The sequence below is a fragment of the Bombilactobacillus sp. ESL1094 genome (assembly GCF_058107425.1).
In genome coordinates this window covers 336680-357756 of sequence record NZ_JBYLUM010000001.1, presented here as the reverse complement: position 1 = coordinate 357756, position 21077 = coordinate 336680, and the positions used below count along the sequence as shown (strand labels likewise).

The following is a 21077-nucleotide window of genomic DNA, read 5'->3' as shown; positions in this document are numbered from 1 at the left end:
TGCTGCATTTGCCGAGGGGATGCGTTTTTTTGTAGAAAACTGATATAAAGGAAGCTTTGATACATGACTAATCATATTGCACTTTTTGAACCGTTAATGCCAGCTAATACTGGCAACATTGCCCGAACTTGTGCGGGGACCGATACTGTCTTGCATTTGATTCGACCATTAGGATTTAGTTTAGATGATAAGCATATGAAGCGCGCCGGTTTGGATTATTGGGATAAGGTTAAATTGGTGATGCATGATGATTTAACCGACTTTTTGGCTAGTGTACCCGATCAACGTTATTTGTATTTGATTAGCAAGTTTTCCGATCGAGTTTACAGTGATGTTGATTATTCCAATACGGATGTGGATCATTATTTTTTGTTTGGTAAAGAAACGACGGGTTTGCCGGAAAAATTTATGCGCGATAATCCTGAAAAGTGCCTGCGAATACCAATGACTCAAAACATTCGGGCTTTAAATTTGTCCAATAGTTGTGCTTTGGTAATTTATGAAGCAGTTCGACAACAGCATTTTGCTGGGTTAGAATTAACACATCGTTATGAACATGATAAGTTACATTAGGAGATGTGAGTATGAAAGTTAACACAGGACCCGTTGTTGTGCAATCGTTTCATTATGATTTAGTTGATCCCCAATCTGAGCCACAAACGGACATTCAAGTTCAAGTTCAAGATTATCCGGTAGCCGATGGTGAAGAATTATCAGGGAAAATGGTGCAAATTTTAACACCGTTTAATGTTCATCCAGCTCAAGCGAAATTTGCCGTTTCTGGATTAATTGGACAAGTTTTTCAATTGCCTGATTTTACAGGTGAGCTATCAGAAATAACACCGGAAATGGTTGCACAATTATCACAACCGATGATTGAACAAATTCAAACCATTACTTATCAAGTGACGGCTTTGACTTTAGAACATGGTTATCATTTGGACTTTCAGGCGGATTTTGGTTCAGGAGAAATTCAGGATAATTAATTAAGTTGATAATAAGTTGATAAGACTGAGGCATGTTTAACTTTAAAAGTGGTAAAACTTTTAAAGTTAAGCGTGATAATCGGTCTTTTTTTGTGGTTTTTGAGAGTTATTTTAACAATATTGATTTGAAAAAAGTAAAAAAGATTTTAAATAAAATAATTAACAGAAATAAGCAGTTTTAGTGATTGTTAATATAAATTATAGTATAATTTAGGTATTAATTTAGTGTTAACTCTACAATAGTTAGAGGTAAAAATCGCTCAGCAGTCGACAATACCGGTATCGACACAAAATTATTAACTGTAATTAAATGCTTGAATTTAGCAAGACATCGACTTTAGACTTTTAGAAATTATTACTTGGATCAATCATTAAAAATTTCTTTTGGTCTCATTCTTAATAAGGGAGGTAGGAATTTGAATCCAACAATTAATCTACTTCGTTTAGACTTAATTATTAAAAAACATTGGCAAATGTTGATTAATTGTGTCATTGTCGGATTGGGCGTGGCGGCTATTTTAACGTTTGTAATTTTAAAACCGCAGTACCAAGCGCAAACACAAGTGGTGGCAACTTTACCTCATCAGTCACAGCAAACAGATAATGATGTCAATAATAATTTGCAATTAGTTAATACGTATAAGGAGTTTGTGACGGGGGATGTGGTACTTGAACAAACGGTAACCCACCTTGATCAATTAGGCGTACATCGCAGTAGTGCGCAGGTGAAAAAAGAAGTTAAGATTAAACAAGCACCTAATTCACTGATGTTTAGCATTGTAGTAACAGATAAAGATCGTTTTGCAGCAACGGAAACAGCTAATTTATTAGCACAGATGTTTCAAAAAAATGTTCAACGATACTTAAATGTAGATAAGATTGCAATTATTTCACAAGCTAAATTACCCCAGAAGCCGACTTTTCCTCCTAAAATGTTATTTCTAGGCTTAGGCAGCTTCCTGGGATTATTGTCAGGGCTCTTTTTAAGTATTCTTTTGGAATTAACCGATCAAACGGTGAAGGACGAACAATTTATCAAACAAGAATTAGCATTACCAATTATGGGGCGGGTTGCGAAAATTTCCAAAAAGCAATTACGATTGTCTGAAAATCAAGAATCTTTACTCAAAAATAGTTAAGTTATTTCACAATAGGAGAGTGAATTGATGTTTAAGAAGTACAGATCACATACTCATGATCGAGAGCAATTAAATGGAGTGAGTTTGATTAGCTTTTTTAAACCGCAATCGCCAATCACGGAACAATTTCGTACGATTCGAACTAATTTACAATTTGTTGCGACTAAAGATCACCCTTTATATTCCATGATGTTAACTTCTCCAAGTTTAGGTGAAGGTAAGTCCACAGTGGCTGCTAATTTAGCAGTGGTCTTTGCGCAAGCAGCACAACGCGTTTTATTAGTGGACGCGGATATGCGCCGTTCAACGGTACATCGGACTTTTAACATCAATAATCAAAGCGGACTCAGCAATTTGTTAGTTGATCAAGTTAGCCTAACTGACTGTATTCAAGAAACTAAAATTCCCAACTTATCATTAATTACTAGTGGTTTTCGGCCACCTAATCCAGCAGAATTGCTTAATTCCAATAATTTGCAGCATCTCGTGCAGCAAATGGAAACTAAGTTTGATTTGGTAATTTTTGATGCTCCACCTGTTTTGGCGGTAACAGATGCACAAATCTTGTCGCGGCAAGTTACAGGCTCGTTGTTAGTGGTTCGTCCGGGAATGACTACTAAAAAATCATTGATGCAAGCGCAAGAAACCTTGAATTTAGTACACTCCACAATCTTTGGCGTAATTTGTAATGACTATGCTATGCAAGCACAATCTGGGTATTACTACGGTTAAAATCTACAATAGCTTCACAATTGTTAAATTGATTGGAAGGTAAAATAATGGGTAAACAAGTCAAACATTGGTTGAAAAGTTTTATTGTCATAGTGATTAGTTTAGTGGTTGTTGGTAGTGTCACTTACGCCGCACAATTATATTATGATGTTTATTCTGCTAGTAAAAATATTTATCATCCTAAAGCTGCGCACAATTTACGACATACGACTCAGTCAACCATCAAACAACAGCGACCAATTTCTATTTTGCTATTGGGAATTAATAATTCGCGCAAGGTGAGCCACAGTTCTCTGCCTTCGCTAACTGTAGCAACTTTGAATCCGCAAACTAAAACCGTGACCTTGACTAGTTTAAGTGAAAAAATTGCTGTTTCTTCGCAAAAGCAAAAAGTTTTGTTAGGACAAGCCTACAATCAAAAAGATATTAACTTGGTCATTAATTTAGTTCAAAATTACCTAAAAATTCCAGTAGATTATTACTTTGCTTTAAATTTACCGGGCTTAGGTCGCTTGGTAGATAACGTTGGGGGCATTCAAATGAATTACTTATCCTTAACGGGGCAATCGGCTCCACAAAAAACGCCTTTTGATGGTCAAAAAGTAATCCGTTATGTGGCCGTTGGTGCCACTGTACGTCAACAACGTCAAGATCAAGTTGTTCAAGCTTTGATTCGGAAAATTTATCAGCCCCAAACTTTAACTAGTTATTCAGACCTGCTCAATAGTTTGGAAGATAATGTCCAAACTAATTTGACATTTGCCGACTTTCAACATTTGACACTGCATTATCGTGGTGTTACGCAACACGTCAAAAAGTATCAATTACTGCCTACTAGTTCTAAGACGGTCAAATTACAGGTGCAACAAGCATTAAAACAACAATTAAAATAGTATAACCTGATGAAAGGGGAATAAGAAAATAGTGGAGGAACGTAAAGTTAAGCCACAATTTAAACTGACGACAAAAACATGGAATACTTCTGACAAAGGATTAAATATTAAATTTTATCTAATTAGTAAACGATTATGCGATATTATATTTGCAATTATTGGTCTACTAGTCCTGGTAATAGCGGCGCTAATTATCAAATTAATTTATGTAATGCATGGTGACTACCAGTCCATTTTTTATCGGCAACAGCGTGTGGGTAAAAATGGCCAATTATTTACGATTTATAAATTAAGAACAATGGTTGTTGGTGCCGATGTATTATTGAAAAATGATCCGCAATTAAATCAATTGTATGTTGCTAATGACTATAAAATTCCGATTGAGCAAGATCCACGCGTGACTAAAGTGGGAATTTTCTTGCGTAAGTGGTCGTTAGATGAACTACCACAATTTTGGAATATTTTAAAAGGTGAAATGAGTTTGATTGGTCCGCGACCGTTAGTTCCATCAGAATTGCGGAATTATCGGACGCCCCAAAGAATTAAACAATTACTGTCGATGCGCCCTGGGATTGTAGGATATTGGCAGGCTTGTGGCCGCAGTAATATTCCTTATCCCAGACGCTGTTCCTTGGAGTTATATTACGTTAAAAATGCCTCTTTTAGCTTTGATTTTTGGATTTTTTGGAAAAGTATTATCAGTGTCATTAAACACGTAGGAGCTTATTAAGTTGAAACGACGATTAGTTTATATTGTGGAATCTTTTGGTGGCGGGGTGTTAACTTTTTTACGGGAGTTAACGCAAGGGTTAATTGGAGATTTTGAAATTATCATTTTGTATGGTCGCCGCGCGCAAACACCCGAGAATGTGGCTGATCTGTTTTCAAGTCAGATCAAATTAATTGAAATTAAAGACTTTCAACGCAGTTTAAATTTGATAGCCGATAGTCGCGCATATTGTCACTTGTATCAACTACTTAAAACTTTACAGCCCGATATTGTACATTTGAATTCTTCTAAGGCGGGCTTTTTAGGTCGCTTGTTACCATTTAATGCACAAACCAAAATTTTTTACACACCACATGGTTATAGTTTTTTAAACGCACCGCAGTCAAAGCCCCAATTAAATTTATATTTTTGGGCTGAAAAATTATTAGGATACCGCAAACGTGTGCAAACAGTCACGGTGAGTTTCAGTGAGTACCAGCAAGCTCAAAAAGTTACTAAAAATGTACAATGTATCAATAATGGTATTGACGTCCAAGCAATTGATCCAATTCAGCCAACTGATTTGCCATATCAGCATGCGATTGTAACGGTAGGGCGCATTAGTGAACAAAAAAATCCGAAGTTTTTTAATCAGTTGGCGCAAAAGTTTCCGCAACAACAGTTTTTGTGGTTGGGTGATGGACCCTTGAAGTCACAATTAACGGCGCCAAATATTCAAGTTTTAGGTTGGTTAGCGCACGAGCAAGTATTGGCTATTCTCAAACAAACGTCAATTTTCATTTTATTGTCTAAATGGGAAGGATTATCATTGGCATTATTAGAAGCGATGTATTGCCAGAATAGCTGCATAGTCAGTAACATTGCTAGTAATCAAGCAGTGATTCAGGATCAGCAAACAGGCTTGGTGGTTGCCGATTTACCGCAAGCTGTGGCGGCATTAAACGAGTTATTAAAGCAACCTGATTTATATAGTAGAGCTGCCCAAAAAAGCGTGCTGCAGAATTATGATGTACGACGGATGGTTAAAAAATATTACCAATTATATAATTCATGAGGAAACTATTGTGAAAAAGATTCTACATTTTGTGCGTACAAATATTTTTAGTGGCTTGGAAAGTACGGTTTTAAATATTTGCACCTTAGTTCCTGGCTATCAGCAAGCTTATGTTTCACCATCAGGAGTAATTGATGACTATTTAAGTGCAGCTCATGTTCAACATATTATTGTTCAGCAATTAACTCCTAGGATTGTCCGGCAAGTGATTGAACAATATCAGCCAGATATTGTCCAAGGTCATGATGTGGTCGCCAGTTTGTGTTTAGCAGCCAATGCTCATTATTGTCATCAAAGCCAAATTCAAATTATTTCCCAATTGCATAGTAATGATCCCCAAATGACACATTTGACGTGGCGGTCATTATTATATGCAGTGAGTAGTTTGAGTTACGACCGAGTGATTGGAGTGTCAAAAGCTGTTTTAGATGAATTTTTATTCAAGAAACTGATTACTGATAAATTTACAGCTATTGAAAATGTGATTAATCCACAAAGCATTAAGCAACAATTACAGTCTGCTCAAACACTGAAGAAGCAGTGGGATTGCTTATTTATTGGACGATTAGTGGCGGCTAAGCAACCTTTGAAATTTGTCGCTATTATGGCAGAACTAGTTAAAAGAAAGCCTGATTTGCAAGCAGCAATGTTAGGCTCAGGGCCTTTAATGACGCAATTACAAAAAATGATTAGGCAAGAAGGATTGCAAAATAATATTACTTTATTGGGCTTTCAAAAAGATCAGTATGTATATCTTAATGCTACTAAGTTATTAGTCATCACTTCTGATTATGAAGGTTTTGGTTTAGTGGCGTTGGAAAGTTTGTTACTGGCCAAACCAGTGATTGCTCCACCGGTTGGGGGGCTTGTTGAAATTGTTGATTCCACTTGCGGAGCTTTAGTGCAGACGAAGGCAGAATTTGTAACGGCTATTATGCAGCTCTTACAATCACCGACTTTGTACCATTCTAAAGCTGTAGCAGCCCAGCAAAAAGCTCAGCAAATTAACCGTTTGGATCGGTTTCAACAGCAGTTTAGTCAGATTTATCAATAAAATTTTGCTGCAGTCAGCAGCTAGGTAATGTGAGTGTAATGGAAACTGTAAGTAACTCAAAGGAGATTATAATTAGTGCAATGGGAATTGAGGTCTAAAATTTGGCTGAATATGTACGGTATTTACTTATTTGGTTATATTGTATTAATGACGAGTAATTTAGGGCTAACCACGACACTGCAATTTCCTTTTTTGATTGTTTCCATGCTGGGGTTTGGTCCCTTTTTACTTTGGCGCACTTATTCTTTAACTGAATTTTTAGTTTTGGTGGGGAGCATGATCATGGCGATCATGGTTTCCGTGACGTCACATACAACCGTCTTTATTGTGTTAATTGTCTTTATTTTTAGTGCACAAAATGTGCCCGTTAGAGCTTTTGTTAAAAAAGATTGGTTAATGCGGCTTGTGGCGGTCAGTTTAGTTATACTTTTGTCAATTATGCACCTCATTCCCAATCTCTTATTGAATCGTAATGGTAGTGGCTTACGTTCTTCGTTAGGATTTGATCATCCGAATACGACGGGACAAATGTTGCTGGCTTTGATGGGTGATTTAGCGTTTCTTTACGGGCGCAAGCATCCTTACCTGGTTAATTTCACCATTCTTGCAGTTTTTATATGGAATATGGTTATGGTTGATTCACGCTCCACCGAATTAGGATTAGTGGTGTTATTGCTGTTTAATTTGTATTTTAATTGGCAGCAATCGGCCGGTCTATCTAAAACATGGATCTTAATGTGGATGGTGTTACCTTGGGTTTTTACTGGGATTTCAGTTGGTTTGATTACTAACTTTTCGGGCAGTAATTTTTATTGGCGTTTGAATGAATTATTATCCAATCGTTTAGCTTACATGAATAACGTTTGGAATTATTATCCGGTGACTATTTGGGGACAATTTATCCCCACTGGAAGTGGTTTTTATCAAGATTTAAACCGCAACGTCATCGATAATTCTTATTTTTCCATTTTAATGCGGACGGGTCTGATTTCCATTATTATTTTTCTAGGCTATCTCAGCGCTGTCATCAAACGCTTAATTCAACGACATAATTTTCAACTATTTGCCTTAGTCGTCGTTGTTTGTCTCGTTAGTTTAATGGAATCGCGTTTAAATTATTTTCAGTACAATATTGGTTTATTAATTTGGTTTATGAACGATTCGGCCCAAAAGGAGAGTAAATGATGTCCGAGGCAAATATTGATGCTGTAATTACTTGGGTTAATGACAATGATCCTAAGTGGTTAGCTAAAAAAAATCATTATCAACCCCAAGCAGATCAGTTTTTAAATGGAGCAGCACGGTACCGAGATTTTGATACCTTAAAGTATGTCTTGCGTTCTTTAGCTGATTTTGCGCCATGGATTCACAAAATTTTTTTAATAACGGATCAACAAGTGCCACAGTGGCTAGTTGAGCATCATGCAAAGTTACAAGTCGTTGATCATCGCGACTTTATTCCAACGGAATTTCTTCCGACTTTTAATTCCAATGTGATTGAAATCAATCTATACCAAATAGCTGAATTGTCTGAAAATTTTATTTTATTTAATGACGATACGTTGTTAACCCGACCAGTGCAACCTACAGATTTTTTTGTGCATGATTTACCTAAAGATACCGCCGCTTTATCCCCCATTTGCCCAGAGATTGATGGAATTGAAAGCTCGATGGCTAATGATGTCAAGTTGATTAACTCGCAATTTACCCAAAAAGCAGTGGTAAAAAACTATTGGTCAAAATTTTTTAATTGGCGTAACGGCCCCTATAATTTACGGACTTTGTTTTTGTTGCCTTATACCAAGTTTAGTGGTTTTATGGACTTTCATATTCCACTATCACTCAAAAAAAGTGTGTTACAAGCTTTGGCAGAACAATTTCCTCAACAATTTTTACAGACTAACAAACACCGCTTGCGCTCAAATGGTGATCTGACCATTTGGTTGGTTCGTTACTGGCAGCTGTGCACGGGACAATTTCAACCGCGCAGCTATCGTTTTGGTAAATATTTACCATTAACTGACTTGCCTGCTATTCAAACAGCTTTAACTGATCGGCATTGTAAAACTATTTGTGTGAATGATGTTCCAATGACAACGACACAATTACTGGATGTGCAGAATAATTTGGCGGGAATTTTGGAGCAAAGATTACCCCATAAATCATCGTTTGAAAAAAATTAAAACAATGGGAGATTTTAGTAGTGCAGTTAATTAAGAACTATTTATATAACGCAGTTTACCAAATTTTTGTATTACTAATTCCGTTAGTCACGATGCCATATATTGCCCGCGTTTTGGGAGCAAAAAATTCTGGTATTGTGGCCTTTACGGCTTCCAATACGCAATATTTTGTATTACTGGCTTCGTTAGGAATATCAGTTTACGGCAACCGAGAGGTGGCTTATCATCGCCAAGATCGACGCACATTATCACAAATTTTTTGGGAATTATTTAGTTTACGACTTATTATGATGTTTGTAACCCTGGGGTTATTTGCGCTCTTATTAATAGGACAGAAGCAATATGTCATGGCTTACATGGCACAATCTGTTTTAATTATTGCCACGGCATTTGATATTTCGTGGTTTTTTATGGGCTTAGAAAATTTTAAAGTGACGGTGATGCGTAACTTTGTGGTCAAACTCATTTCCTTGGTTTTAATTTTTATTTTGGTTAAGTCGAAAGCAGATACAGTCATCTATATTCTTATTACTTCTGTAGCCCAATTGTTAGGTAATTTATCTATGTTTACTTATCTCAAAAACTATGTGATTTGGCCGCAATGGCCATTGCATTTTTCTAAGCATTTCCGTCAAGCCTTACTGTTTTTTATACCCCAAATTTCAGTATCCTTATATACTTCGTTTAACAAAACTATTCTGGGTTGGTTAGTTTCAGTTACTGCTGCAGGGATGTTTGACTACGCTGATCGAATTGTCCGCTTAGCATTAGCGGTGGTCACGGCGGTAGGAACCGTCATGTTACCACGAATGGCGCAAATGTTTGCTCAAGGCAATTTGACTAAAGTCAAACGTTATCTATGTTTGTTATTTAACGGAATTAGTTATTTGGCTGTGCCAATTATGTTTGGTTTGGCTGCCATTGCACCCAAATTTATTCCGTTTTTTCTAGGTCACCATTATCAAGTTGTGAGTGTATTAACGATGCTAGAAGCAGTGGTGATTGTCATTATTGCCTGGGAAAATGTGTTGGGTAATCAATATTTAATTCCCACTAATCAAACAGCAACTTATACGAAAGCAATTTTAGTAGGAGCGCTGGTGAGTTTATTGTTGAATCCACCATTAGCCAAATTTTTTGGACAAATAGGTGCCACCTTTGCCATGGTAATAGTGGAAAGTAGTATCTTACTTTATGAATTATTTGCGCTCAGAAAAGTAGTTTCTTGGAAAGAATTGTTTGGAGATTGCTGGAAAGCCTTTTTAGCTGGTAGTATCATGTTCTTAGTGGTTTATCAACTGAACTTGTGGTTAAGCTTTAACATTGTTACGCTATTATTAGAAGTGGTTTTAGGCGTAGTAATCTATTTTAGTTTGTTGTGGATTCTACATCCGCAAGTTAAAACAGTTGTGTTAAATTTACTCAAGCAACATTAATTTTGATAAAGATTGGTAAAAAAAGGTAAGCGGGCTGGTACTTGGTCGGCTTTTTTAATACTATATTATAAGACACTAAAAATAGTGGTGAAGACAAACCGGTAGTAAGTAACGATAGATCATTTAAATTCTAGAGACTGGTTAAAAAACATTATTTTAATGGCTGTGCTTGTTCAACGATTAGTCAAGTAATGTTAATGGGAGAAGAAAATGGTTCGTAAAAAAGCGGTACAAACTAGTAAGAAGAAGCGTAAAAAACATGCACAAGTAAAAGAAGCGGATTATGTTATCAATTTGGTGGGCTTAGCACTAGTATTGCTTTCAATTTTGGCGGATTTTAAATTAGGTCTAGTTGGGCGCTTTTGTGCTAATTTATACCGCATTTTAGTTGGTAACGGATTTCAAGTGTTAGCGGTTGTAGTAACTATTGTTGGACTTAGTATGTTTGTTTTGGGGCGGATACCGCGCTTAGCTGGTAAACAATTATGGGGAATCATCTTTGTTACTAGCAGTTTGTTAATGTTAATGCATGCGGCTTTGTTTAAGCAATTACAATTAAGTCATGATTTAGTTCATATCACGTGGCGCATGTTAGCGGGAGATATAGCTATTAATCAAGTGGCTTCAAATGTTGGTGGTGGAATGCTGGGTGCTTGGTTACTGACACTGTTCCAAGAATTATTTTCGATGCCCGGAACTTACTTATTATGTGGTTTATTAATAATCTGTGGGATACTAATGATTTTGAATGTGCAGATTAAACAAGTAGTAATGGTGTTTCAAAAAATGATTAGTGGTTGTCAATGGTTAGGTAATTATTTAAAAACAGCTTATCAAGAACAGCCAGTTCATGAGCCACATTTAACGAATCGAAAATTAAAACCGCAACGTTCTGCAACTGAAAGTTCAGATCACAATCAGCCAGCTGTTCCTAAAACTGAGCCAGCAACTCAAGGGGATGATGATTTTAAAATTGAAACGCCCCCAACTTTAAAACCGGTAACCCCTAATTTACAACCAGTCACTAGTAGCGTATCCAATGAATATTATCAATTGCCAGATCTTTCGTTGCTCAAACAAGTTCCGCCAGCAGATCAATCGCAGGAGTATGCATTAATTGATCAAAATCGGAAAAAATTAAAAGAAACCTTAGCTAGTTTTGGAGTTGAAGTGGAAGTTAAAAAAGCTACGCTGGGGCCCACAGTTACGAAGTACGAAATTCAGCCGGCAGTTGGTGTTAAAGTCAGTCGTATTGTTAATTTAGCGGACGATTTAGCTCTGGCCTTGGCCGCCAAAGACTTGCGTATTGAAGCCCCTATTCCTGGCAAGCCTTATATTGGCATTGAGGTCCCGAACCAAACGCCTTCTATGGTTTCCTTTCGCGAAATTATTGAAAATCAACCAGAGCATGCGCAACAGGTTTTGGCTGTTCCCTTGGGCAAAGATGTCTATGGACAAATTGCAATGTGTGATTTGGCGCAATTACCGCATTTACTAATTGCGGGTTCCACCGGTAGTGGTAAATCAGTGGCGATTAATACGATTATTACGGGTCTATTAATGCAAGCTAGTCCGCAGGTAGTGAAAATGATTCTAATTGATCCCAAAATAGTTGAGTTAAGTATGTATAATGGCATTCCGCATTTATTAATCCCGGTAGTGACCGATGCTAAAAAAGCTAATAGTGCTCTTCAAAAAGCGGTCCAAGAAATGGAACGCCGGTACCAATTATTTGAACAAACCGGTTATCGCAAGATTGAGGAGTATAATCAAGCTGTTGAACAAAATAATCAAGATAAAACTAAACCCGTCAAGGAAAAATTACCTTATATTATTATTGTAGTTGATGAATTGTCCGATTTGATGATGGTTGCTGGCCGTGATGTAGAAAATTCAATTGTGCGGCTAGCCCAAAAAGCGCGCGCAGCTGGAATGCACCTGATTTTAGCAACACAAAGACCATCAGTTGATGTGATTACCGGTTTAATTAAGGCCAACATTCCTTCCCGAATGGCGTTTGCTGTTTCTAGCAATATTGATTCACGCACAATTTTAGATTCACCTGGCGCGGAAAAATTGCTAGGACGGGGAGATATGTTATTTGAACCCATTGGGCAAAATAAGCCTAGCCGAATTCAAGGAGCATACATTTCGACAGAAGAAGTGGAACGCGTCGTTGATTTTGTTAAGCAGCAGCAGGCCGCAGCATATGATGAACAGCTATTACCAAGTGACCAAGCAGAAGCGACTAATAGTCAGCAAGTTGATGATGAGTATTGGCAAGAAGCGGTCGAATTAGTTGCTCGGGAACAAAAAGCGAGTGTATCAATGTTACAACGGCGGTTTCAAATTGGTTATAATCGCGCCGCCCGCTTAGTTGATGCGATGGAAGAACGTGGAATTGTGGGACCCGCCCAAGGATCTAAGTCACGTAAAGTATTGATTGATCGCCCAGAAATTGAGGATATTAGAAAAGATGAATGAACCTAAAATTATACAATTACGCCCGGGGGTGGAGTTGTGGTGGTTACCGACTGATAAATTTCAAGTGTTTCGTTGGGAATTTAATTTTGTTACGCCGCAAAAAAAAGCACAAACTACTCAACGTAAATTGTTGGTCAACTTATTACAACGCTCTAGTAAACGATATACGACACAAGCACAGTTGGCCCGGCAGTTATCTTTATTATATGGGGCAGAGATTACAGGAAAAACGAGTATTTTACGAAATTTAAATATATTATCGTTAGCTGTGACAGCCCCAGCAGCTTTTCAAACAACTAGTTTAATACAACCAGGATTGAAATTATTGTCAGAATTAATTGCGGCTCCTAATTTGCAAGCGAACCACCAACTTTTTATGGAATCCGCGTTTCAGCTTGAGCAAACTAATTTAGCTAATTTTTATCAATCACTGCAAGATGATTATGCGTTGAAAGCTAGCTTAGGGTTAAAGCAAATATTAGCCAGTGCCGATTATCAAGTGCCAGCATTTGGGTCTTCGACACAGTTACACCAATTGACCAATGAGCAAGTTAGTCAACAATATCATGACTTAATGAAACAAGATCGATTAATTATGACGTTGGTGGGTGATCCGCACGATCAGGCAACTACTACCTTTTTACAGCAACTGGATTTTTTAACGGCCCGCGCACAATCAATTAACTTGAAGGCGCAGCAGTTATTAACTTTACCAAAACATCCTGTCTGTATCCAACAACATGAACCCATTCAGCAGAGTCAATTAGTGATGGCTTACCATAGTTCTACAAAGCACGCAGCGGCTGTTTGGCAAGTCTTCAATATGATGTTGGGTGGTGATGACCAATCGTTATTGTTCATTAATGTCCGGGAGCAAAAGGGCTTAGCTTACTCAATTTATAGTACAGTGAATGCTTTTGAAGGATTGGTAACAATTCAAGCGGGCGTTTCAGCCGCGCAAATTGCAACTGCTCAAGAGCTAATTCAACAACAAATCACGCAATTGGCCGAACAAGATCATGAGCAGTTGTTACAGCATGCAAAATTAGCGTTAGTTAATCAACGACTGATTGATTCTGATAATATTGCTCACCAAAGTGAGCGGTTACTGTTAAAGGCGCTTAACTCCCACTTTATTTGGCCTGATAGTGACTATGCTCACCAAATTCAAGCGGTGCAATTAGCTGAGGTTCAAGCTTTAGCGGCACAATTACAGTTAAGTGCCCAATATCAATTAATAGGTGATAATAAATGAGTTCTTTAGAAATTACTACAATTCATAATTCCGCCAATTTACCAATTAAAGCAATCATTAAACCTGATTTTCATCAAACTTATGCTTTAGCCATGGTTGATTTTGGTTCCTTAGATTCGACGATAACTAATCAATCAAATATTATCCCGGGTTCGGCTCATTTTCTTGAACATAAGTTATTTGCCAAACCTAATTTTGATAGTGCCGAAGCTTTTGCTAAATTTGGTGCTAATTCCAATGCTTTTACGAGTTATACCAAAACAGCTTATTTATTTCAAACTGTAGGACAAGTAGCCAATAATCTGGGAGTATTGCTAGATTTGATCAGTCGACCGTATTTTACGGCAGCGAATGTTTTAAAAGAACAAAAGATTATTGCCCAGGAAATTCAGATGTATGCCGATAACCCGGATTGGGTCTTGGAACAAGCTACTTTAAATAACTTGTTTCCCCATGATCCCATTACACAAGATATTGCGGGTACTTTAAGCTCAATTCAAGAAATCACCGCCGCTAATTTATTAGCGATTTACCAACAATATTATGTGCCTAGTAATTTTCAGATTTATTTAGCTGGTGCTATTGATCAACAAAAGTTAGAATTTCAGTTGGACGAAATTATTGCTCATAATCAGGCTATCCAACAGTTTGCGCACCGAACTAAGCAACCTATTTTGCGGTATCGGCCAGTGGACTATCCTGTCAAAAGTGCACAAGAGATTGTCTTTAAAGCGCAGCGGCCGCATATGATGATTGGTTTACGAATTATGATCCAAGCTAGTTTATCCGAGATGATTGTTTTACAAAATCAATTGGAATTGTTATTCGAATTGATTTTAGGCGAAACCTCCTCATTCAGACAATCTTTATTAGAACAGCACTTGATTGATGATAGCTTTGGTTATAGTGTCATTGTAGAACGGCAATATGCCTTTATTTTGATTAGTGCAGAAACTGACCAGCCCCATCATTTAGGAGAAGTTTTACGCACGTATTTACTCAAGCAGAAGTTTATGGCAGAATTAACAGCGGCAGCTTTAGAGATGGTTAAAGCTGATAGTATTGGGAGCTATTTGTTTGCGAGTGACTATATGGAAAATTTGGCTACAGAATCAGCAGAGTTGGCTTTTTATGATTTGAGTTATGAACAAATGCCATCATTAATTAATCAGGTTTCTTTGGAAAAGTTGCAAACTTTAGCGACCACAATTTTTCAAGCAGATAATATGATCATTACTTATTTACAGCCGGAGATGAATTAAATGAAGTGGGCGTTAATTTTAGGAGCAAGTGGAGGAATGGGCCAAGCTATTGCTGCTGATTTAGCACAAGCAGGCTGGTCATTGTATCTTCAAGGTAACGAACATATTGCGCAATTACAACAGGATCAACAACAATTACAGCAGCAATATCCCCAACAAGATTTTTTGGTTTTAAAATCCGATTTCAAGAAGCTTGAAAATACTGCCCAAATAGTTGATAATATCTTTAGTTTAGATGCCCTGATTGCGGCACAAGGAATTACTAATTATCAGTTATTTGATCAGTTGAGTTTGACACAAATGCAGGAAGTTTTGCGTGTTAATGTGGTTTTTCCATTGCACTTGATCCAACAATTGCAAGATAAGTTGGCGGTCAGTCATTGTGGCAGAATTGTTTTATTAGGTTCAGTATATGGCGCTCAAGGTAGTGCAATGGAAGTGATGTATAGTACCACTAAAGGTGCTTTGACCGCTTTTGCGAAAGCTTATGCAAAAGAAGTTGCTAGTTTAGGCATCACAGTCAATGTTTTGGCTCCTGGGGCAGTGGATACTACTATGAATCAAATGCTAACTCCACCGGCTAAACAGCAACTAGTGGAACAGATTCCGCTAGGAAGAATGGCGACTCCACAAGATTTAAGTTATTGGATTAGAACGATTTTGGATCCTAAAGCCCAATACTTGACAGGTCAAACTTTGTACGTAACTGGTGGTTGGTTAAATTAATTAGTTATTTAAATTTCAATATAATGGTGGTTGAGCAATGAGTGAATTAGGCGATAAATTACGTGATGCACGGCTGGAAAAGGGTTATACAATTGATGATCTACAAAAAATAACTAAAATTCAAAAACGTTATTTAACGGCAATTGAAGAAGGACGATTAGATCAATTACCCGGTGATTTTTATGTGCGTGCTTTTGTCAAACAGTATGCGGATAGTGTTGGGTTAGATAGCCAAGCTTTAATTGAGGACTATCAGTCGGAAATTCCTAAAGTACAACCAGAAGAGACACCCGTCCAGTCACCAACGGTTAAAAAAGAAGCTTTGGCTCCTAATTTAAAACGGCATTGGCCACAGATTGTAATTTTAGCAGTAGTGCTAATTATTGTGATTTTAATTTGTTTAGTGGCAGCGAAAGTTCACAAGCAAAATGCTAATCCAATTCCAACTTCGCATCAAAAAGTGGAACAAACAACGACTAAAAAGCCGAAGAAGCATATTAAAAAGCCAGTAGCTAAGCAGTCAACTAAAAAAACAACTGCCAACAATAAAAATCTAGTTTTAAAGGCAGATGCTGATGTGGCCGATCATTTTACCATTCAAAATTGGTCACAACAACCGCAGCACGAAGTTAAATTACAAGCTACTTCTGCCCAGGCTTGGATTGCGGTACGGGCTAATGGACAAACTGTTTGGCAGGGAGCTTTACAGCCTAATTCTGAACAAACGGTTCAATTGAGTAGTAATTTAAAACAATTTCAAGTACAAACTGGTAATGCTGCGGTAACTAAAGTTTTGATTAATAATCAAAACTTGCCAGTTCCAGATAATCAAACTGGTACGGTTCATACCTATACAATGCAAATTAAGGAGTAATCTGAATGAATTTACCCAATAAATTAACTTTATTACGGATTATTTTAATTCCCATCTTTATGATTTTTATGTCGATTGATTTTCATTTAGGACAGGTGAGTTTTTTAGCAACGACCATTACGTGGCAATCATTAATCGCTACAATTATCTTTATAGTAGCTTCTATTACAGATTTTATTGATGGTAAAATTGCGCGTGGACGTCATTTGGTGACCAATTTTGGTAAATATATGGATCCATTAGCTGATAAAATGTTGGTTTTAACAGCGTTCGTGTATTTGGCAGCTCGGCACCAAGCCCCGGCTTGGATTGTGGCAATTATTGCTTGTCGCGAGTTATTGATTACGACATTAAGATTATTGATTGTGGAACAGGGTGGTTCCGTCATGGCAGCACAGATGCCCGGTAAAATTAAAACTGCAACCCAAATGTTGGCAATTGTTTTCTTAATGTTAAAAGATCCGATTTTTGCTTATTGGAATATTCCGTTTGGTTTAATTATGTTATATATTTGTTTAATCTTTACCGTTTATTCGGCATATGATTATTTATGGCAGAATCGTCAGTTTTATTCTGATTTTAAATAATTGAAACGTCCTGTTAGTTAATAGGACGTTTTTTGCTTTTTTAAGTTATTTAGTAAGATAATTTTGTAATTAATAAAAGGGTGATTGGATGTCAGAAGAAATAAAACAATTTTGGATGTGTCAAGGGAATCCGCCCCAATTTAATTGGGCTGATTATCAACCTTTAATAGCACAAGTGGTACGTGGATTGCAACATAATAAGCAAACCATTACGGCAGCAGAAAGTTTAAGCGCTGGTTTATTTCAAGCAACCTTAGCGACCGTACCTGGTGCTTCGCAAGTTTTTGCGGGTGGTTTTGTGACTTACTCGCTAGCCATGAAAGCTCAATTATTAGCTATTGATGCAGATTTATTAGAACATTATGGAGTGGTGAGTGCTTGGACTGCCGAACAAATGGCGCAAAATAGTGCTCGGATTATTGGTAGTGATTGGGGGGTCGGCTTAACAGGTGTGGCTGGACCAGGTTTATTGGAGCAACAACAACCAGGGACCGTTTATCTAGGAGTTAAGTCACCCAAAGATGTGCAAGTTCGGCGGTTTGCGTTTCAAGGAACCAGACAAGTCATTCGCCAAAAAAGTGTAATTGCTGCTTTTATTATGATTTTAAATCAGTTATAATCTTGATTGAGAGAACAAACGTTTGGTATGGAGGTATTAAAGTGGCTAAAGATAATAAAGAAGATGAAGCTGGTCGCGAGGAAGCGCTGAATAAAGCTCTAAAGAAAATTGAAAAAGATTTTGGTAAAGGAGCTATTATGCGTTTGGGAGAAAGTCCTAAAACTAAAGTTTCTTCTATTTCAAGTGGTTCTTTGGCTTTGGATAATGCGTTGGGCATTGGTGGTTATCCGCGCGGCAGAATTGTGGAAATATATGGTCCAGAAAGTTCTGGTAAAACAACTGTGGCCTTACATGCTGTGGCAGAAGTGCAAAAGAACGGGGGAACCGCAGCTTATATTGATGCTGAAAATGCGATGGATCCAGATTATGCTAAGGCTTTGGGGGTTGATATTGACAATTTGTTATTGTCACAGCCAGATACTGGAGAACAAGGACTGGAAATTGCTGATGCTTTAATTAAAAGTGGTGCGATTGATATCTTGGTCATTGATTCAGTAGCTGCCTTGGTTCCTAAGGCAGAAATTGATGGTGAAATGGGTGACTCACATGTCGGCTTGCAGGCGCGGATGATGTCGCAAGCTTTACGGAAGCTGTCTGGTAATATTAATAAAACCAAAACGATTGCTTTATTCATTAATCAAATTCGTGAAAAAGTGGGCGTTATGTTTGGTAATCCGGAAACTACTCCCGGTGGTCGTGCTTTAAAGTTTTACGCGACAGTGCGCTTAGAGGTTCGCCGTTCTGAACAGATCAAAGAGGGCTCTGACGTTATTGGTAATAAAGTTAAAATTAAAGTGGTTAAAAATAAGGTAGCACCGCCCTTTAAATTAGCACTAGTAGATATTATGTATGGTCACGGAATTTCACAAACAGGTGAGATTTTAGATATGGCTGCTGATCAAGAAATTATTAACAAGAGTGGTTCTTGGTACTCTTATCAAAATGAACGTATCGGTCAAGGCCGCGAAAATGCTAAAGCATATCTAGATGATCATCCAGAGATGAAAGCCGATATTAAACAGCAGGTTCGTGATGCTTATCAAATGGATGATATTAAACAATCTAGTACTGAAGATCAATCAGTAGAAAAAACTGCTGCCGATTCTAAAAACAATAAAACTGATCTTAATTTAACAGATCAATAATTTTGGCTAAAATTTGCTGATTGGAAAGATTTGCCTATTATCGAAACTTTTTAACGTTAAAGTTCTGATTCAAATAAACATTCGTTGACAGTTTGCCCAATAAACAATAATATTAATATGTACCGAGTTTTAAAGCAGTAATTTAATTAAGTGCTTTATCTAGGTGCCAATAAAATAGAAAAAGAAACTGAAACGAATGTGCTTATTTGAATGTTTTAAGTTTAATAGTCAGGTTGAAATTTTTTAGTTACTTTCTAAAAAATTAACTTGCTTGATGGTAAGCCGTTTTATTTCAGTCTCTGAAGTCATTAGTGTGGCTGGAGGGATTTAAATGGCAGTTTTAATCGCCCTAATAGTCGCGCTGGGGTTATTAGTTATTGGTACTGTAGTTGGTTTTTTGATTAGAAAAAATGTCTACGAAAAAAGTTTAGAGCAGGCAGGACAATCGGCAGCACAAATTATTGTGGATGCTAAAAAAGCTGCTGCATCTGCCAAAAAAGAGGCATTGATCGAAGCACGTGAGGAAAGTCACAAGTATCGTCAGGAACAAGAAGATGATCTGCGTGATCGCCGTAAGGAATTACAACGGCAAGAAAATCGAATGTTGCAGCGAGAAGAAACTTTAGATCGCAAAGATAACTCGCTGGATCAACGTGAACATTCTTTAGAGAAACGTGAACAAAAGATTGATACTACAGAACAACAATTAGAACAACAGACAAAGCAAATTTCTTCTACCTTAACTCAGCAACAAAATAAATTAGAAGAAGTTGCGGCCATGACACATGAACAGGCCCGTAACTATCTTTTAAAACAAATTGATGAACATTTAGTTCAAGAAAAAGCCCGTTTGATTCGTAATAGTGAAGAAGCAGCCAAGCAAGATGCTGATAAGTGTGCTAAACAAATTATTGTTGATGCTATTCAGCAAAGTGCAGCGGATACTGTTTCTGAATCCACAGTTACAACTGTTTCTTTACCTAATGAAGAAATGAAGGGTCGAATCATTGGGCGTGAAGGTCGCAATATTCGTACTTTAGAATCTTTAACAGGAATTGATGTAATTATTGATGACACACCACAGGCGGTGGCTTTGAGTGGCTTTGATCCCATTCGGCGTGAAATTGCGCGGTTGTCATTGGAAAAATTAATTTCCGACGGACGAATTCATCCAGCTCGTATTGAAGAGATGGTTGATAAGTCACGTAAAGAAATGGATACACGTATTCGTGAATTAGGTGAGCAGACTGTTTACGATTTGGGAATTCATAGTATTAATCCCGATTTAATTAAGATTATCGGACGATTGAATTTCCGGACTAGTTATGGTCAAAATGTCTTGAGTCATTCAATTGAAGTTGCAAAATTAGCAGGAACTATGGCTGCTGAATTAGGTGAAGATGAGACTTTGGCGCGGCGTGCAGGATTGCTACATGATATTGGCAAAGCATTAGATCATGAAATTGAAGGATCACATGTTGAAATTGGTGTCGATATTACAAGTAAGTACAAAGAACCCAAAGTGGTAGTTAATACGATTGCTTCGCATCATGGTGATGTTGAACCACAATCGATGATTGCAGTATTGGTGGCTGCGGCAGATGCGATTTCTGCTGCTCGTCCTGGAGCTCGTTCTGAATCAATGGAAAATTATATTCATCGATTGGAAAAGCTGGAAAATATTGCTAATAGTTATGATGGCGTTGATCATAGTTATGCAATTCAAGCAGGACGTGAGATTCGGATTATGGTAAAGCCAGAACAAATTTCCGATAATCAAGCAACAATTTTGTCGCGGAAAATTCGCAATCAAATTGAAAAAGAATTAGAATATCCGGGTCATATCAAAGTAACAGTGATTCGTGAAACTCGAAAAATTGCTTATGCTAAATAAGGCATAAGCTTTTTTTAAGTAAAA

General features: G+C 37.4%; 20 protein-coding genes. All 20 read left to right on the top strand.

Translation table 11 applies throughout. The features are described 5' to 3' along the window. The first annotated feature begins 63 nt into the window (after positions 1-63). The 20 genes from trmL (at position 64) to rny (ending at position 21053) form a co-directional block, all read left to right on the top strand. Positions 64-573, top strand: a complete 510-nt coding sequence (gene trmL / locus AC3B5S_RS01875) for a tRNA (uridine(34)/cytosine(34)/5-carboxymethylaminomethyluridine(34)-2'-O)-methyltransferase TrmL (RefSeq protein ID WP_489790010.1) — start codon at positions 64-66, stop codon at positions 571-573. Between the two features lie 11 nt (positions 574-584). After that, positions 585-986 (top strand): DUF1149 family protein, encoded by a 402-nt coding sequence (locus AC3B5S_RS01870; RefSeq protein ID WP_489790009.1) that lies wholly within the window; start codon positions 585-587, stop codon positions 984-986. A 416-nt stretch (positions 987-1402) separates the two neighbouring features. Continuing rightward, the gene (locus AC3B5S_RS01865) at positions 1403-2125 is read left to right on the top strand and encodes a YveK family protein (protein WP_489790008.1); all 723 of its coding nucleotides are present in this window, start codon (positions 1403-1405) and stop codon (positions 2123-2125) included. A gap of 27 nt (positions 2126-2152) precedes the next feature. After that, positions 2153-2857: a CpsD/CapB family tyrosine-protein kinase gene (locus AC3B5S_RS01860; RefSeq protein WP_489769110.1), complete on the top strand. Its 705-nt coding sequence runs from the start codon at positions 2153-2155 to the stop codon at positions 2855-2857. Positions 2858-2904: 47 nt separating this feature from the next. Continuing rightward, entirely contained in the window at positions 2905-3750 is an 846-nt protein-coding gene (locus AC3B5S_RS01855; RefSeq protein ID WP_489757341.1) for an LCP family glycopolymer transferase, read from the top strand. A gap of 31 nt (positions 3751-3781) precedes the next feature. Then, complete coding sequence (locus AC3B5S_RS01850) at positions 3782-4480, top strand: sugar transferase (RefSeq protein WP_489757342.1); 699 nt, start codon at positions 3782-3784, stop codon at positions 4478-4480. A gap of 1 nt (position 4481) precedes the next feature. Next, positions 4482-5534: a glycosyltransferase gene (locus AC3B5S_RS01845; RefSeq protein WP_489769108.1), complete on the top strand. Its 1053-nt coding sequence runs from the start codon at positions 4482-4484 to the stop codon at positions 5532-5534. Between the two features lie 10 nt (positions 5535-5544). Then, the gene (locus AC3B5S_RS01840) at positions 5545-6588 is read left to right on the top strand and encodes a glycosyltransferase (RefSeq protein WP_489769107.1); all 1044 of its coding nucleotides are present in this window, start codon (positions 5545-5547) and stop codon (positions 6586-6588) included. Positions 6589-6663: 75 nt separating this feature from the next. After that, positions 6664-7773: a hypothetical protein gene (locus AC3B5S_RS01835; protein ID WP_489769106.1), complete on the top strand. Its 1110-nt coding sequence runs from the start codon at positions 6664-6666 to the stop codon at positions 7771-7773. Continuing rightward, complete coding sequence (locus AC3B5S_RS01830) at positions 7773-8771, top strand: Stealth CR1 domain-containing protein (protein WP_489790007.1); 999 nt, start codon at positions 7773-7775, stop codon at positions 8769-8771. Before AC3B5S_RS01835 ends, AC3B5S_RS01830 begins: the two co-directional genes overlap by 1 nt. Positions 8772-8791: 20 nt before the next feature. Further along, entirely contained in the window at positions 8792-10207 is a 1416-nt protein-coding gene (locus AC3B5S_RS01825; protein ID WP_489757347.1) for an oligosaccharide flippase family protein, read from the top strand. 210 nt (positions 10208-10417) lie between these two features. Further along, the gene (locus tag AC3B5S_RS01820) at positions 10418-12691 is read left to right on the top strand and encodes a DNA translocase FtsK (protein WP_489790006.1); all 2274 of its coding nucleotides are present in this window, start codon (positions 10418-10420) and stop codon (positions 12689-12691) included. Next, positions 12684-13946 carry a M16 family metallopeptidase gene (locus AC3B5S_RS01815; protein WP_489757349.1) on the top strand — a complete coding sequence of 421 codons (1263 nt, stop codon included), beginning with the start codon at positions 12684-12686 and terminating at the stop codon, positions 13944-13946. The genes AC3B5S_RS01820 and AC3B5S_RS01815 overlap by 8 nt, the downstream gene beginning before the upstream one ends. Further along, positions 13943-15208, top strand: a complete 1266-nt coding sequence (yfmH, locus tag AC3B5S_RS01810) for an EF-P 5-aminopentanol modification-associated protein YfmH (protein WP_489757350.1) — start codon at positions 13943-13945, stop codon at positions 15206-15208. The genes AC3B5S_RS01815 and yfmH overlap by 4 nt, the downstream gene beginning before the upstream one ends. Continuing rightward, positions 15209-15934: an elongation factor P 5-aminopentanone reductase gene (gene ymfI, locus AC3B5S_RS01805; RefSeq protein ID WP_489790005.1), complete on the top strand. Its 726-nt coding sequence runs from the start codon at positions 15209-15211 to the stop codon at positions 15932-15934. It begins immediately after the preceding gene. A gap of 37 nt (positions 15935-15971) precedes the next feature. Then, complete coding sequence (locus AC3B5S_RS01800) at positions 15972-16808, top strand: helix-turn-helix domain-containing protein (RefSeq protein WP_489757352.1); 837 nt, start codon at positions 15972-15974, stop codon at positions 16806-16808. Between the two features lie 5 nt (positions 16809-16813). Next, positions 16814-17395, top strand: a complete 582-nt coding sequence (pgsA, locus tag AC3B5S_RS01795; protein WP_489757353.1) for a CDP-diacylglycerol--glycerol-3-phosphate 3-phosphatidyltransferase — start codon at positions 16814-16816, stop codon at positions 17393-17395. A gap of 88 nt (positions 17396-17483) precedes the next feature. Further along, complete coding sequence (locus tag AC3B5S_RS01790; protein ID WP_489757354.1) at positions 17484-18014, top strand: CinA family protein; 531 nt, start codon at positions 17484-17486, stop codon at positions 18012-18014. A 41-nt stretch (positions 18015-18055) separates the two neighbouring features. Beyond that, a complete protein-coding gene (gene recA, locus AC3B5S_RS01785) occupies positions 18056-19159 on the top strand; it encodes a recombinase RecA (RefSeq protein ID WP_489757355.1) in 1104 nt (367 codons plus the stop codon). A 331-nt stretch (positions 19160-19490) separates the two neighbouring features. Continuing rightward, a complete protein-coding gene (rny, locus tag AC3B5S_RS01780; protein WP_489757356.1) occupies positions 19491-21053 on the top strand; it encodes a ribonuclease Y in 1563 nt (520 codons plus the stop codon). Positions 21054-21077: the final 24 nt, after the last annotated feature.